The sequence below is a fragment of the Komarekiella delphini-convector SJRDD-AB1 genome, from assembly GCF_014831675.1.
Taxonomy (GTDB): Bacteria; Cyanobacteriota; Cyanobacteriia; order Cyanobacteriales; family Nostocaceae; genus Komarekiella.
In genome coordinates this window covers 16,058-30,869 of sequence record NZ_VJXY01000014.1, presented here as the reverse complement: position 1 = coordinate 30,869, position 14,812 = coordinate 16,058, and the positions used below count along the sequence as shown (strand labels likewise).

Here is a 14,812-nt window from a genome sequence, read left to right as displayed (position 1 = left end):
AAATTATCTGCTGCTATCGCCTATCACAAAACCTGTGAGTACATCAGCAATGGTAACAGCAACAACGACTAATAAGGGAGTTCTAGCAATACTTTGCCAATCTTCATCTTTACGCACTGCGTTAATTACACCAATTAGAGCAACGGCTATATAGAGTAGATAAAGTGCCCGTAATACGTTGAATATTAAACTTACTGCTGCTTGGGTATTACTGTTAGTTGTTGCACCTTGGGTTAGAGTATTTTTAAAAAAATCTTCAGCTTTCTTAAAAAACTGCGCTTGTGCAGGGTATGCAAAATAATCTAACCAAAACAAACTTAAGATGATGGCTACTGCTAAGATTTGTAATGGGATAAGCGATCGCTTGGGTAAATTCACCTGCTGACCAATTTGCTGCACAATTACTGCAATTAAACTACCAACTAGTAAACAAAAAAGCAGGATCGGACTTTTCAGGCTGATAACGCTTACAAGTACAGCACAAGCAATTAAAAAAGGTACAGATTCAACCAGAATAGCCAGACAGGATTCCAGTGTCATTCTCAACTTATAGGATTTTTTCACCGCACTACCAGTTAAAGCTTTGAAAAAGTTACTCTCGTGAGAACTTTGTCTAGACATTTGCCAATTTCCTTACAATGTATTATAATTACACGTTGATTTTAGTGTTACAACTATCACAATCTAACACGATTTAACATTATTTTTGAATCAAATTATGAACTTGCAGTAAAAAATTTTATACATAACTATTAATCTTGATTGAGTTAAGTTAAGAAAATATTAACGTTTATTTAATAAGTAAAACTTTAATAAATTTACTTTCAAACATCGACTAGAAATCGCTACAATTTAAGCGATTAATTGCCCCAATTACAGGTTATTAAGTTCCGCGTAAATGCAAGATAATCCTTGTTCAGAGTTATTATTCAACAGTTATTAACAATAAAGACTAATTGACATATAAAATAGCAAAGCAATTTGCTCTCAATGGTTAACAATTAAAGTTTTGATTATGTTGGCGCTGTATGTGTTGACGCCTCTTAACAAAACTCCCGAAATATATGTTGATTTCTAACTGAACTGTATTAAATTATAAACCGAACCTATTCCTCTTTTATTTACGCGTATAACGATGCTTTACTCCAATAGGAAAATATTCGGGATCACCTGTTGGAGCTAATGCAACTTGTGGCATTTGATATTCTGAGGGAACGTAGTTAGCAAACTCGCTGTTGAGGCGCACTAGTTGCGAGAGTATGGAAAATGCTATGGTTTGCTGCTTATCTTCATTACCCTCCACCCCCGATGCTAACTCCACAACTACAGATAAAAATCTATTTTTGTCAGCATCCTCTTTTACCTGCAACACGAACTTACCCGTCACCCATTCTTGAATTACTGGTTGTTCTAATCCTACTGTGACATTTTCTGGGTATATATTCGCTCCAAAGTAGGAAACTGTAAAGTTAGAACGTCCGAAGACATAGACGAAAGGTAGGGGATGAATACCTCTGGGTGAGTGTTGAGTATAAGATTTAGTAAGCTTTATAGATGATTGTTTTAGTCTTTCATCTTGTAAAACTGCAACGGTATCAAAGCCCCATTGTGCCAAAAACTGGATCATGGCATCGTAGCTAATTAACCCACCAGTATCTAAAATGTCATAACGAATCAAGGGTATGCCATTATCACCAGAAAACAGTAATGCCCTATCTTGGACTTCAAAATAGCGACTTACGGGATCATACTGTAGCAGCGTAGGTAAACGAGATTCTCCGAACAAATCTCTAGCTGCATCGGGATTGTCTGCTAAAAAACGGCGAATGCAAATACTTAAAGGCGTTTCATTACCCAATACACCTGCATCCGCAGTACCGTAGAGTGATGCAAAATCGTAGCAGGGATTTTGGGAACCAATTCTTTCGCCAACTAAACTACGCCATTCTTCGCTGAATACCTCTCCCGCCATAACTAACTTAATCTGATTTTGCTGCCACTCTACACCACGAGCAATACCAGTATCAATCACATCTTTCAAGAATGGTGGGTATCCCAACAGTACAACTTGCTCAAATGCTGAGCCAAGTTCTTGCACAACCCGCAAGATTTCTTCTTTGTTGTTACCAGGAGTAATTACAGTGATAGGATAACCTTTGCTGGCAAGATAGCGACAGCAGTTGGTAGTGAACATGCCACCTACCCAAGTGCCTAAAGTGAAACAAATCACAGCTAGGGTACGTCTAGTATCTGCATAAAAACTGTCGTGAAAAATCTGCTCAAAGCGTGTGGCGATTTGCAGTTCATCTGTAAAAAAACGGGGCCAAAATGTTGGTTTACCTGTGGAACCAGAGGAAGCGGCTATCATATCGCACGCTTGCAACTGTCCGTGACGACACAAGTCAGCTAGAGGATAACGCAGTATATAATTTTCTTTGGCGATCGCAGGTAGTTTTTGAAACTCCTCCAAGGTTTGAATAGCAGCCGGATTAATTTCTCTTTCTGCCAAAAAAGCTTTGTAAGCGGGTACATTAGCAGCCACATCGTGAAATAAACTCAAAGCTGCTGATTCATTAGGAGTATCTAAATGCTGTTGTAGTAACGTTTCTAAGGGGGTAGATAAAAAATCTTCAAATGCTCTAATTGCTCTCTGCTTTTGTGATTTGCAGTTCATGACACTTATTGCTCATCCTGAAGTAAAACTAACACCACCGTTACTTGCTCTGAGTATTTTAGCGATTGTCCCATCCTCTTAAACCTCTTTTCCTAAATAAAGCAAACAAACCCTCCCCCAGTGCAGTTGTTCAAAAAGAACCAAGAATCTGACAATAGTTAAAAGCCATAAGCCAAAAGATTTTTTGACCTTTGACTCTTGACCATTTTCCGTAAATCAAACTGCATCCGTTGTAGTAACTTATAAAAACCTAATTCATCCTTCAGCACCATGCAGGTTTATTGCAGTAAACAACACACAAATAATGGTAGTAACCGCTTTTGTACCCATTGTGGTGAGCCATTACCTCTTGCTGTTGGGCAGGTTGTGGATAATCGCTATCAAATTATACGTCAACTAGGGCAGGGCGGCTTTGGACGCACTTATTTGGCAGAGGATAGAAATAAATCCAATCAAACATGCGTGCTGAAGGAATTTGCACCCCAAGTACAACACCAGCAGGATTTACAAAAAGCTAAAGAGTTATTTGAGCGAGAAGCAAGTGTGCTGAAAAAACTCCAGCATCCGCAAATTCCGCGTTTTCACGCCTCGCTACAAGTGAAAATCGGTAGTAAAGACTTTTTCTTTTTAGTGCAAGACTATGTAGATGGTGATAATTTTGACCAATTACTAGAGCAGCGTGAAAGCCAAGGAAAGACCTTTAGTGAAGAAGAAGTAATCACTCTATTGCAACAGATTTTACCAGTGCTGTCGTATATCCACTCACTAGATGTAGTTCACCGCGATATCTCTCCCGATAATTTGATTTGGCGGCGTTCTGATAATTTACCAGTGCTGATTGATTTTGGTGGTGTCAAACAATTACCAGCTTCACAAGGTTTTTGGCGCACCAAGTTGGTGGGAAATCACACTTTGTTGGGTAAAAAAGGCTACGCACCAGAGGAACAGCTACGCCAGGGGAAAGTATTCATTAATAGTGATTTATACTCTTTGGCGGTGACATCACTAGTGTTGCTCACGGGAAAGGAACCGCAAAAACTATACGACAGCTTTCAGGGAATTTGGTACTGGGGAAAGGAAATCAACGTCAGTCCCAAATTAGAAACTGTGTTAAAAAAGATGTTGTCTTATAAACCGAGCGATCGCTATCAACGAGCCGATCAAGTCCTGAAAGATTTACCATCACCAAATGCTACCAAAATCCCGACTACTCATGCTACCAAACTTAAGACGATGGTAGTGTCCCCTGGACGACAACGCGCTAGTGCGCTCGTCAGTAAATTACACAATAAGACGCAAGCGATTAGTAAGGCGATACCTTTACCTGTTTGGATTCGTCCTTTTGCTGTCAGTCTTGGGGGGACTGCTTTGGTTGTTTTAACTGGTGCAGGTACTTGGGCGGTAGTAAATGCCGTCATTCGCAGCGTATCTTCCATCACCGTACCATCAATCTCGTTACCACAAATCCCACAGTTACCCAATCCTCTTGGACAACCAGTAAGCGACAGAAACACAAGTCGCAACCCCCAAGAAATTTTCAGTCGCCGCCAACAGTTAGAAATTCCTGAAGTATTTTTTACACGTTTAGTAGATAATTCTTTTTATACTAGCAAGCCCGAATTAAAGGGACGTAGCCTCACCTCTAAATCCGAAGATGCGGCTTTACGCGATGAATGGTACGGTATTGCTGACAACTTGTTGAATAAACTAGAACAAGCTAACCTCAGTACAGCATCTCGTCGTAAACTCGGAAGCTATAGTACAAAAGATTACGACAATTGGAGACGACAAGCACGCGCAAGACAGTTAGGAGACTATACCATCAGTCAACTGAACAAAGATACAAATGAAAAATTTGAGCAGTTGTTTCCTGGTGAGCGGCGTGGGAAACTAAGTCAGCAAGCTTTCATTCAAATTTGGTATGCGATCGCAGCTGATCAAGTTAGTAAAGTTCAATCTGGCAAGTAAGGTGACTGGGGATTGGGGACTGGGGAACTCGGGGCCCCCTTTGGGGATAACTACGGTGTACACACAAGTCTTTGAGAGTGGCCTCACAAGCTTTTGATCCCCCTAACCCCCCTTTTTAAGGGGGGCAAAAACTTCTCAAAGTCCTCCTTTTTAAGGAGGATTTAGGAGGATCTACACGATTTTGGTTTGGTACAGAGATGTGTGTACACCGTAGCCTTTTTAAGGGGGGCAAAAACTTCTCAAAGTCCTCCTTTTTAAGGAGGATTTAGGAGGATCTACACGATTTTGGTTTGGTACAGAGATGTGTGTACACCGTAGCTTTGGGGATAAGGGGCAATGGGGATTGAGGATTGGTGACTGGGAAGAGAGAATAATTAATGACCCTTGACCCTTGACAAATGACAAACGACAAATGACAAATGACAAATGACAAAATTATATTGTTCCAAAGGACACGAAAATTCCCTAGGTAGTCGCTTTTGTCTCCAGTGTGGTGAGCAGTTAGATACGCCCGTGAGTTACGGTATCAAACCGGGATTAACTTTAGGCGATCGCTATGTAATTGTGCGTCAAATTGGTCAAGGGGGATTTGGAAGAACATATTTAGCCGAGGATGTCAACCGATTCCGTGAACTTTGTGTTTTAAAAGAATTCTCTCCTCAAGTTCAGACTGCTTACGTTGTCCAAAAAGCTGGAGAACTGTTTGAGCGAGAAGCAAGTGTTCTTTACAAGCTCCAACATCCCCAAATACCGCGCTTCCGGGAACTGCTACGCATCAACTTACAGGGCAAAGAATACCTGTTTTTAGTGCAAGATTATGTAGAAGGACAAACTTATAATTCTTTATTAAATGAGCGCATACAGCAGGGTTTGCGGTTTACAGAGGTGGAAGGACGCCAACTATTACAGCAAATTTTGCCAGTTTTGGAGTACATCCACTCACTTGGTGTAATTCATCGGGATATCTCCCCTGATAACTTAATTCTTCGCAACGTTGACCAACTTCCAGTATTAATTGACTTTGGCGGTGTCAAACAAGTAGTGGCAACTGTTGCTTCCCAATATTACCAACCTGGCGAAGTTGCGCCTCCTCCATCACCAACTCTATTGGGTAAAGTAGGATTCGCTCCCCCAGAACAGATGCAAACGGGGATGGTGTCTCCTCATAGCGATTTGTATGCTTTGGCGGTAACGGTGCTAGTTCTACTGACAGGGAAACAGCCGCAAGACTTAATTGATACTTATACCCTATCCTGGCAATGGCGACGAGAAATTAACCTGAGTGCCAATTTTGGACAGGTATTAGATAAAATGCTATCTCCTAGACCGAGCGATCGCTACCAATCAGCTCGTCAAGTATTGGAAGCCCTCACTCCACCCCAAAACTACTACGCCCCAACTCAATATCCCACCCCACCAGCTCCCACATCCGCCACCGTCGCCATCTCTCCCCCTCCCCCCTCCACTCCTTCTTACTCCGCCCCTCCGCCAACAAACTGGTGGACACCAACGAAAACCTTTATTGCAACACTGGCGTTAGTTAGCACCGCTGGACTAGTTTGGTGGGAAGTCAGTAGGAGCAATCGCAATCCAGACGAAATCAATCCTACGCCAACTGCAACTATTACCCAGCCAGTCGATCCTTTAGCGAAATATTCCCCAGCAGAACGACAACGCAAAGAAAGATTAAGTGATCGCCGTCAACAATTGGGTATTAATGAAAACTTCTACGTTAACTTAGTAAATCAAGTCTTCTGGGACACCAACCCTAGTTTACGGGGACGCACTCTCAGCGATGGGCCCGAAGATGACAGTTTACGGGCCCAATGGGATCAAACCGCCGCCCAATTACTAGAAAAGCTCGCCTCACTTAGTGCTAACTCGCGCAGGCAACTGGGAACTTACACAAATGCTGAACGCGATCGCTGGAAAGTAGAAGTCAACCGAATTAACGTTGGTAGTCGTTCTTTATATGATTTGGGCGATGCTGCCTTCTTCAGTAAATTTCCTGAACAGCGTGGTAAAAATTTTCAAAGCCAGCCCATAGGACAAGTCTGGTACGGGTTTGTTAGCGATAAACTCAGTGCGATTCTCGCTGGTAGCGCTTTCCAGAAACTTGTTTTTGATCAAGGTGCGACTAGCAAAACAGTCAGCGGTACTCTCAAATCCGGCGATGGTAAAGTTTTCATTGCTGAACTTGCCAAAGAGCAATCTATGGAATTGAAGCTACAAGCAAATTCCCAAGTTTTGCTCTCAGTCTATTCCCCTTCAGGCAAAATCGCATTTTTGGAAGATTCTAAACAGCGTACTTTGTCAACTAAATTGCCAGAGTCGGGATTTTATGAGTTTGTCGTCGTCTCAACAGCATCACAACCAGTAGATTATCAACTCAGCATCACAGCGGAAACCCCCGCCCCTCCTCCATCGCCTACACCAACTCCGACGGAAACTACCACGCCTACGCCTACGCCTACTGCTGAGATAACGCCTACACCAACTCCTACAGAAACCGCCACACCTACGCCTACACCTACTGCTGAGATAACGCCCCAGAGTAATTAAACATTAAAAATATAGTCCATCAAGCTCGGAACTCGGAACTTCGTGTTCGGAACTCGGAACTTCGTGCTCAGAACTCGGAACTTCGTGTTCGGAACTCGGAACTTCGTGCTCAGAACTCGGAACTTCGTGCTCAGAACTCGGAACTTTGTGCTCAGAACTCGGAACTTTGTGCTCAGAACTCGGAACTTTGTGCTCAGAACTCGGAACTTCGTGTTCGGAACTCGGAACTTCGTGTTCGGAACTCGGAACTTCGAGATCAAAGCCAAAAATATTAACCTCTTAAAGAGAATTACTTAGATATTTTCTATACTCACGACACTCGCGCCTTAACTTTCGGAAATTAAAAAATAAATCTACGCCTTTACTGCTTAGTCTTGGCGTTTTTTTTAACCATTAAAAAACTTCCAAGTAAAAAAATATCCAACTATAGCAGTCCTAAATCATTTGTGAAAATTATATATCTCTTTTTTCTTTCTTCCCTTTGCGCCCTTAGTGTACTTTGCGGTTCGTTTTCTTATTTATATTTTTCACAAATCAAATAGAACAGCTATATTTCTTGTGATATGAGTGTCTCGTCCGTCCTATGAACTGAGCAGGGCAAAAGCCTACTCCATAAGATTAGATGATTTATTTGTTGGAGTTACCTAACCATGATGTAACTACCAGTTTTGGTGAAGGTTACTTCCTTAGGACTTACGCACTGAAGGCTGAAACCTAGATCCCCCCTAGCCCACGCCAGTCGCTCATGGGGAGCCACCCCCTTGCGGAGGTTCCCTTCGTTGTGGGGAGTGGCGTGGAAACCCCCTTGGCGCTAGCCTCTCCCTTTGGGAGAAGACCGCGCTGGCTCCCCTTCAAAAGGGGGGAATTTATAAAGCCCCCTTTTTAAGGGGGTTGGGGGATCTGAGTGCGTAAGTTCTGTTCCTAATCGAAATCTGTCGGTAAATCTGGATTGCGATAATGCTGAAAAATTCGGGTGATTTGCGCTGATGTCACACGTCCAAGAGAAAGTTCTGGTAACGCATCTTCGGGAAAAAAACCAACTTCCTCAGTTTCAATACTCGGTAACGGAGCACCACCGATAATTTCACAGTGAAAAAACAACTTATAGACATAAAACGGAAACGGTGGATGTCCCTGTTTGTCTCTGTCATAAACTGCCAGTAGTTTGATAGCGCGTGTTTGATATCCAGATTCTTCAAATACTTCTTTAACAACTACCTCACTAGGAGACTCACCAACATCAGCCCATCCACCTGGTAAAGTCCAGCAGCCGTCTGATCTTTCCTTGACTAATAATATAGTATTATCCTGAAAAATTGCTCCCCGCACATCAACTTTAGGAGTTGCATATCCCACTTCACGGGCAAACAAATCAAGAACATAATTGTGTTCCACATTTGAGTAAGTCGCCATAATTTCCGTTGCGATCGCCCGCAATTGTTTATAGCGTTCAATATCAAAAACACCCTCAGAATACGTTAGACCATTTTGGGCGATCGCTTGTAACTTTTGCGACCATTCCAACCATTTAGGTTCCATATATTTTTATTTAAGGGAATGGGGCATTGGGCATTGGGAATTGGGAATTGGGCATGGGACATTGGGCATTGGGCATTAGTCATTGGTACTTATCTTTCCCAGTCCTCAGTCCTCAGTCCTCAGTCCCCAGTCCCCAGTCCCCAGTCCCCAGTCCCCAGTCCCCAATCCCTACTTACGCTTCATCTAAAGCCGCAATCCCAGGTAATACCTTGCCTTCGAGTAACTCCAAGCTAGCGCCGCCGCCGGTAGAGATGTGGCTCATTTGATCGGCTAAACCGACTTTTTCCACAGCCGCCACCGAGTCGCCGCCGCCGATGATCGTAGTTGTGCCAGTTTTGCTAATATCAGCGAGAGTATGAGCGATCGCTTCTGTACCCACCGCAAACTTATCAAACTCAAACACACCCATCGGCCCGTTCCAAATCACCGTCTTGCAATCAGCAAGGGCATCTTGGAAGACTTTAACGGAGTCTGGGCCAATATCCAAACCCATACCATCATCAGGAATGTTCTCAATGCTGACGGTTGTCGCATTAGCATCGGGAGCAAACTTATCTGCCACTACCACATCTGTGGGAAGCAGGAAGGTAACACCGCGTTCCTTAGCCTTGGCTTCTAAAGACTTCGCCAGTTCTAGCTTGTCTTCTTCCACCAACGATTTACCAACATTCAAACCACGGGCTTTGTAGAATGTGAAAATCATTCCACCGCCGATGATCAGCTTGTCGCATTTCTCCAGCAACGTTTCAATCACGCCAATTTTACTGGAAACCTTGGAACCACCGATAATTGCCGCCAAAGGACTTTGGGGATTTTCAATCGCGTTTTGCAGATATTGCAATTCCTTCTCAACCAAATACCCAGCCACAGAAGGACGCAGGAATTTAGTCACACCTTCAGTGGAAGCATGGGCGCGGTGTGCAGTACCGAACGCGTCATTTACATAAAAATCAGCATTTGCTGCCAATTTTTTCGCAAATTCTGGATCGTTCTTTTCCTCTTCCTTGTAAAAGCGGACATTTTCTAGTAGCAGTACTTGCCCATTTTGCAATGCTCCCACTTTGGCAGCAACATCATCGCCAATACAGTCATCAGTTTTAACGACTTCTTGCCCCAACAACTCAGAGAGGCGCTTGGCAACTGGGGTTAAACGCAGTTTGTCATCTACCCCCTTGGGACGACCAAAATGGCTTGTTAAAATGACCTTAGCTCCCTTCTGCGTCAAATCTTTGATAGTTGGCAGAGCGGCGCGAATGCGAGTATCGTCTGTGATGTTGCCTTGGTCATCCACAGGCACATTAAAGTCAACTCGCACTAAGGCGCGTTTACCAGATACATCGGCGGCAGATAAATTTGCTAAAGTTTTTTTGGACACACCAAACCCTCCTGATTGCCTTTTTGTTATTGTTTTGAAAGTAGAACCATCCAGATTTTACCGGAGTCAGGGGTGCAGAGGAGACACAGATGTTCAAGACAGTGTTATTTCCAATCGATCAAAGCCGGGAAGCGCGGGAAGCTGCTGACGTAGTTACCAATGTTGTGCAAAAGTACGGCAGTCGCCTAGTACTGCTGTCTGTGGTAGAAGAACCTTCCCCAGATGAGCCTAGTGCAGATCCAATGGTGTCACCAGAGGTAGTTGCCAAACTGCTAGAAAATGCCCGAAATTTATTTTCTCAGCAAGGAATTCAAGCCGAAGTTTTAGAACGACAAGGCAAACCAGCGTTTACCATCTGCGATGTCGCCGATGAAATCGAGGCAAATTTAATCATCATGGGTTGTCGGGGGCTAGGCTTAACTGAAGAGGGCGCAACTGATAGTGTTACTACTCGCGTGATTAACCTTTCCCCTTGTCCAGTATTAATTGTGCCGTGAAAAACTTGTAGCGTGCGTTAACGCCGTGTAACGCACTACCTAAAACTACTTTGATGACTTTATTGTTTATTTGGCATTATTAAAGTCATCTAGCAGCAATATTGGTAATTCTGTGATGCGCCTAAATGTAACATCATTGGTTAGAAAAGCTTCACAGCCTATAGATAAAGCTACGGCAATTTGAAAAGCATCAGGTAGTTTTATGTTATATTTAGCACGTATTTGAGCAGCATTTAATGCTATGCTTTGGTCAGCAATAGGCACAAATTCAATATTTTCATTATCGGTAATCAACTCAATGAAATCTTGCTGTAATTCTATTTGTCCTAAACTATAGGGACGAACCAGACATTCAGCTAAGGTAACAGGTGAAGCAATGCCTATTAGCGAAGTTTGCTGAAGTAGCTCAAACACCACTCTCGTAAGTGCAAAGTATTGTGGATGTTGCTCAACGAGGTAAATAACTGGTGCTGTATCCAGAAACAAGCGCCTCACACCCTGTAAACTGTCTGTAATGTTCACTCTTGTTTGTTGGGTTGCATTTCTTCAATTTCCGGGTCTAAAGGCTCTCCACTACGTATACGTCTGACATATTCTTGAGCATCCATTCCTCCCATAAGATTGGGTGCTATTCCCGCAAACTCCATCAAGTTGCGGCTCGGTTTCCGCTTGATTTCGCAACGTTGCAGCTTTTGGGTTAGATAGGCAATTAGCTGCAATTGCTCGTCGGGTGTGAGTTGTTTAGCAAGTTCCTTAACTTCGTTTAATTCTTTAGACATTTTATAATTTGAAGTATCCTTACTTTATTTAATATTATCAATTTATTCTTAATCTCCTGTTGCATCTTCCTCATACTGCTGGACGATTGACTCGAATTAATTTACCTTTTAAGCTTTCTTCCGCAGAAATAGCCTGATTAATGCGAATTGCTAGTTGTTCAAAATCTGGGTCTTCTGTGCAGATAATTATGCCAGCATGGTTTGCTTGTAACCGATGCAATCGAATAAAATCACGGCGATTGCGTGTCAAACTGCTCGCTCATTATTCGCAGCGAAAGCTAATACATTTTCATCAGGAATCCTTAGATTTGCATTCCCTGCATTCATAGCTGTTAATACATCATGACCAAAAATGCGTAGAAATTCCACCACTGGTAATGGGAAGTTTTCATCTGTATAAAGACGTGCCAATTTTTAATATTCCAAATTTTAGAGCATTACTTCCTCATTTTCTCGGATTGCTTGTTCAATTTCTTCTGGGTTTGCATCCGCATAAGCCCAAGCATTTACTAAGTCAGCGGCGGTAAGATGGGGAAATGCCTCTAAAATACGAGCATCACTCATACCCAAACGGCGATCATTCACTAACGACCAAACTGGAATGCGAGTGTTTGCAATACAGGCATCACCACCACACACGCCAGGAGTTTTGGTAATTCCTAATGAACCGTTGCTTAATGTTTTAGTCAATATTTGTATTGCCTCTGCTTTCTCAGTTGGATTTAATGCCTGAAGTTGTGTTTCTAATTCTTTAAGTGTCATATTTAATGCTGCCTTGACTATAAAGTGAATCTATTAGCTATATCCGCTGCCGATGCTTTTCAATTTCTTGTTGTACTGCAATTCGTCACCCCAACTTCTCAAATAACTCCGCCAACACTACATTAGAAAACAAAAACCCTTGGGGATCACTCAAACGCAACCTTCCCCCAACAACTTCCACCCAACTCTGATCAAAATAAGGTTGCAAACACTTGCAAATCTCCTCTACCTTGTCTTCCCCAAACTTTTCTGCTAACATCGCCAAACTCACACCTTCCGCTAAACGCAACCCCAACATTAAAGTTTCTAACAATACTTCCTCTGGAGGAGTTACTTCACAATCAATCACACCACCAGCTTGCACCCATTGGTAATACTCCTTAGTCTTACGCGGACGAGTAAAGCGTTTTCCCTCTACATAACTCGCCGCACCCATACCAAAGCCATAATAAGGGCGATTTTCCCAATAAACCCGATTATGCCGACACTGATGGCCAGGCTGGGCATAATTAGAAATTTCATAATGCTCATAACCTGCACTAGTCAAAACTTGCTGCGCCATCTGGTACATTTTGACTGTGGTTTCATCCGTTGGTAGAGGATTGTCACCAGGTTGGTAGTAACGACCAAACGCTGTCCCTGGTTCAATGGTAAGGTCATATATAGATATGTGAGTTGGTGCTAATGCTACCGCTTTTTCTAGAGAATTCTGCCATTGATCTAAAGACTGATGCGGCAAACCAGAAATCAAGTCTAAACTGAATTCGGGAATCTCAACTTGGCGGATTAATTCCACAGCTGCAAAAACATTATCAACCGAGTGCGATCGCCCCGCAACTTGCAATAATTCTTCCTGAAACGCTTGTACACCCAAGCTTACCCGGTTCACACCTAAGTTACGATAGCCTGCTATATGTGCTAAATCAAATGTGCCTGGGTCGATTTCCATTGAAATTTCTGCCGCAGGAGCAACGCCAAAACGCTCCTCAAGTGCTCCCAATATACGTTGCAACTGCTCTATTGATAGCAACGAAGGAGTACCACCACCAAAGAAAATTGTCTTTAAGGGTTGACCAAAAGCAGGTGTAATGGCAATTTCTTGACACAGTACCTCAACATATTGGGAAATCGTACCAGATGTTTCACCTCGCAAGCGATCGCCCATAACAGACACAGGAAAATCACAATAAAAGCACCGCCGTCTGCAAAAGGGAATATGTACATAAGCAGAACTTGCAATACTAGAAACACTAACTTTTTGACTCATTTTGAGGAAGAATTAAATTAACCCAATTGCTAATTACAAACAATGAAAATAAATAGTTTGTTTACGAGTTTTTATCGTTTTACAACAAAACAATGAAAAATATTAAGATAAAACTCTTTAGTTATAATGATTGCAGATATTGCCTGCCTAAACCCTTAGTGTAAGTCAATATTGAATTCATTAATCTATCTTACCGATGAGATAAAAAATACTTGACTCTATCGGTTAACACAGTTGCAGGAAAACAAGACAACCATGCTTGACGCCATTATTATTTTCTCATTTATCCTAGCAGCGTCGGGAATAGGGTTCTACAGCATTGAACTGCTACCTAATGGAACCCTAGACCGGGTGACGAATCTCGAAGCTTTACGTTTAATTGTTGCTGTTTTTGCCGCTATAATTGGCGGTGCGATCGGGCTGAGTTTCCAGACGACATATCGTCGTTTAGAGGCACAAGTCCGAGAAATGCCACTTGAAATGATCTTAACTCGTGCCATTGGTTTGGTGATTGGGCTATTGTTAGCTAACTTAATGCTAGCACCGTTATTTTTGCTACCTATACCGGCGGATTTTGGATTTATTAAGCCGCTGGTGGCAGTCGTCGGTAGTATTATACTTGCCGTCACTGGCATGAATTTGGCAGATACTCACGGACGCGGCTTATTGCGGTTCATTAATCCCAATACGGTGGAAACGATGGTAGTGGAAGGGACACTAAAACCTGCTAATACCAAAGTTTTAGATACTAGCTGTATTATTGATGGTCGTATTGAAGCACTGTTAGAAACAGGCTTTCTGGAAGGGCAAATTATTGTGCCTCAGTTCGTTTTGCAAGAACTGCAACAAGTAGCCGATGCTAGTAAAGACCAAAAGCGGGTGCGGGGACGACGAGGGCTAGAGATTCTCAACCGAATTAGGGAAACTTACCCCGATCGCATCCTGATCAACGCAGTTGACTACGACGATATTCCCACAGTGGATGCCAAGTTAGTGCGCTTCGCTCAAGAAATTAGTGGCACACTGCTAACCAATGACTACAACTTATCTAAAGTTGCTAGCGTTCAAAAAGTGCCTGTTTTGAATGTTAATGATTTAGTCAACGCCGTCCGTCCCAGCTATTTACCTGGTGACAACCTTGATCTTAAAATTCTCAAGGAAGGCAAAGAACCAAGTCAAGGTATTGGCTACCTAGATGACGGCACAATGGTTGTTGTTGAGGAAGGTAGTAGTTACGTGGGTGGTGAATTACGAGTAGTAGTCACGAGTGCTTTACAAACTACAGCAGGAAGAATGATTTTTGCCAAGCCCCAAGCTTCAGCATTGGCGTGAGAAGGATGTCCGGTGCAATTAAAGATAAATTATCAAATCGGTGCAGGTTGACTGCAC

Annotated in this window: 12 protein-coding genes and 1 pseudogene; 4 read left to right on the top strand and 9 right to left on the bottom strand. The window is 42.7% G+C overall.

Features of this window, described 5'->3' with window-relative positions; all coding sequences use genetic code 11:
- Window positions 1-3 precede the first annotated feature (3 nt).
- Both FNW02_RS14435 and FNW02_RS14430 read right to left on the bottom strand, forming a co-directional pair.
- Complete coding sequence (locus FNW02_RS14435) at window positions 4-621, bottom strand: hypothetical protein (protein WP_191758229.1); 618 nt, start codon at window positions 619-621, stop codon at window positions 4-6.
- Window positions 622-1,117: 496 nt separating this feature from the next.
- Entirely contained in the window at window positions 1,118-2,674 is a 1,557-nt protein-coding gene (locus FNW02_RS14430) for a phenylacetate--CoA ligase family protein (protein WP_191758228.1), read from the bottom strand.
- Between the two features lie 270 nt (window positions 2,675-2,944).
- Between FNW02_RS14430 and FNW02_RS14425 the strand changes: the two genes are divergently transcribed.
- Together FNW02_RS14425 and FNW02_RS14420 are read left to right on the top strand one after the other, a co-directional pair.
- A complete protein-coding gene (locus FNW02_RS14425; RefSeq protein WP_191758227.1) occupies window positions 2,945-4,642 on the top strand; it encodes a serine/threonine-protein kinase in 1,698 nt (565 codons plus the stop codon).
- 426 nt (window positions 4,643-5,068) lie between these two features.
- On the top strand, window positions 5,069-7,204 hold the full coding sequence (locus FNW02_RS14420) for a serine/threonine-protein kinase (protein WP_191758226.1): 2,136 nt from the start codon (window positions 5,069-5,071) through the stop codon (window positions 7,202-7,204).
- Window positions 7,205-8,125: 921 nt separating this feature from the next.
- On the opposite strand, the gene FNW02_RS14415 is transcribed toward FNW02_RS14420, so the two are convergent.
- Together FNW02_RS14415 and FNW02_RS14405 are read right to left on the bottom strand one after the other, a co-directional pair.
- On the bottom strand, window positions 8,126-8,743 hold the full coding sequence (locus tag FNW02_RS14415; RefSeq protein WP_191758225.1) for an NUDIX hydrolase: 618 nt from the start codon (window positions 8,741-8,743) through the stop codon (window positions 8,126-8,128).
- A 172-nt stretch (window positions 8,744-8,915) separates the two neighbouring features.
- Window positions 8,916-10,118, bottom strand: coding sequence for a phosphoglycerate kinase (locus FNW02_RS14405; RefSeq protein WP_191758223.1), 1,203 nt, complete (start codon window positions 10,116-10,118; stop codon window positions 8,916-8,918).
- Window positions 10,119-10,207: 89 nt separating this feature from the next.
- Between FNW02_RS14405 and FNW02_RS14400 the strand changes: the two genes are divergently transcribed.
- Window positions 10,208-10,615, top strand: a complete 408-nt coding sequence (locus FNW02_RS14400) for a universal stress protein (RefSeq protein WP_162397729.1) — start codon at window positions 10,208-10,210, stop codon at window positions 10,613-10,615.
- A gap of 66 nt (window positions 10,616-10,681) precedes the next feature.
- Here FNW02_RS14400 and FNW02_RS14395 read toward each other — a convergent pair whose 3' ends face one another.
- The 5 genes and pseudogenes from FNW02_RS14395 to hemW form a co-directional block, all read right to left on the bottom strand.
- Window positions 10,682-11,137: a PIN domain-containing protein gene (locus FNW02_RS14395; RefSeq protein ID WP_191758222.1), complete on the bottom strand. Its 456-nt coding sequence runs from the start codon at window positions 11,135-11,137 to the stop codon at window positions 10,682-10,684.
- Window positions 11,134-11,394, bottom strand: a complete 261-nt coding sequence (locus tag FNW02_RS14390) for a hypothetical protein (RefSeq protein WP_191758221.1) — start codon at window positions 11,392-11,394, stop codon at window positions 11,134-11,136. Before FNW02_RS14390 ends, FNW02_RS14395 begins: the two co-directional genes overlap by 4 nt.
- 70 nt (window positions 11,395-11,464) lie before the next feature.
- A pseudogene (locus FNW02_RS14385) lies at window positions 11,465-11,763 on the bottom strand (DUF5615 family PIN-like protein).
- 60 nt (window positions 11,764-11,823) lie between these two features.
- A complete protein-coding gene (locus FNW02_RS14380; RefSeq protein ID WP_191758220.1) occupies window positions 11,824-12,156 on the bottom strand; it encodes a DUF433 domain-containing protein in 333 nt (110 codons plus the stop codon).
- A gap of 85 nt (window positions 12,157-12,241) precedes the next feature.
- The gene (hemW, locus tag FNW02_RS14375) at window positions 12,242-13,423 is read right to left on the bottom strand and encodes a radical SAM family heme chaperone HemW (RefSeq protein WP_191758219.1); all 1,182 of its coding nucleotides are present in this window, start codon (window positions 13,421-13,423) and stop codon (window positions 12,242-12,244) included.
- A gap of 255 nt (window positions 13,424-13,678) precedes the next feature.
- On the opposite strand from hemW, the gene FNW02_RS14370 reads away from it, so the two are divergent.
- Window positions 13,679-14,755, top strand: a complete 1,077-nt coding sequence (locus tag FNW02_RS14370) for a PIN/TRAM domain-containing protein (protein ID WP_191758218.1) — start codon at window positions 13,679-13,681, stop codon at window positions 14,753-14,755.
- Window positions 14,756-14,812 lie beyond the last annotated feature (57 nt).

Coding starts and splice junctions, on each gene's coding strand:
- FNW02_RS14435 (WP_191758229.1), bottom strand. CDS start 621: ATGTCTAGACAAAGTTCTCACGAGAGTAACTTTTTCAAAGCTTTAACT.
- FNW02_RS14430 (WP_191758228.1), bottom strand. CDS start 2,674: ATGAACTGCAAATCACAAAAGCAGAGAGCAATTAGAGCATTTGAAGAT.
- FNW02_RS14425 (WP_191758227.1), top strand. CDS start 2,945: ATGCAGGTTTATTGCAGTAAACAACACACAAATAATGGTAGTAACCGC.
- FNW02_RS14420 (WP_191758226.1), top strand. CDS start 5,069: ATGACAAAATTATATTGTTCCAAAGGACACGAAAATTCCCTAGGTAGT.
- FNW02_RS14415 (WP_191758225.1), bottom strand. CDS start 8,743: ATGGAACCTAAATGGTTGGAATGGTCGCAAAAGTTACAAGCGATCGCC.
- FNW02_RS14400 (WP_162397729.1), top strand. CDS start 10,208: ATGTTCAAGACAGTGTTATTTCCAATCGATCAAAGCCGGGAAGCGCGG.
- FNW02_RS14390 (WP_191758221.1), bottom strand. CDS start 11,394: ATGTCTAAAGAATTAAACGAAGTTAAGGAACTTGCTAAACAACTCACA.
- FNW02_RS14380 (WP_191758220.1), bottom strand. CDS start 12,156: ATGACACTTAAAGAATTAGAAACACAACTTCAGGCATTAAATCCAACT.
- hemW (WP_191758219.1), bottom strand. CDS start 13,423: ATGAGTCAAAAAGTTAGTGTTTCTAGTATTGCAAGTTCTGCTTATGTA.
- FNW02_RS14370 (WP_191758218.1), top strand. CDS start 13,679: ATGCTTGACGCCATTATTATTTTCTCATTTATCCTAGCAGCGTCGGGA.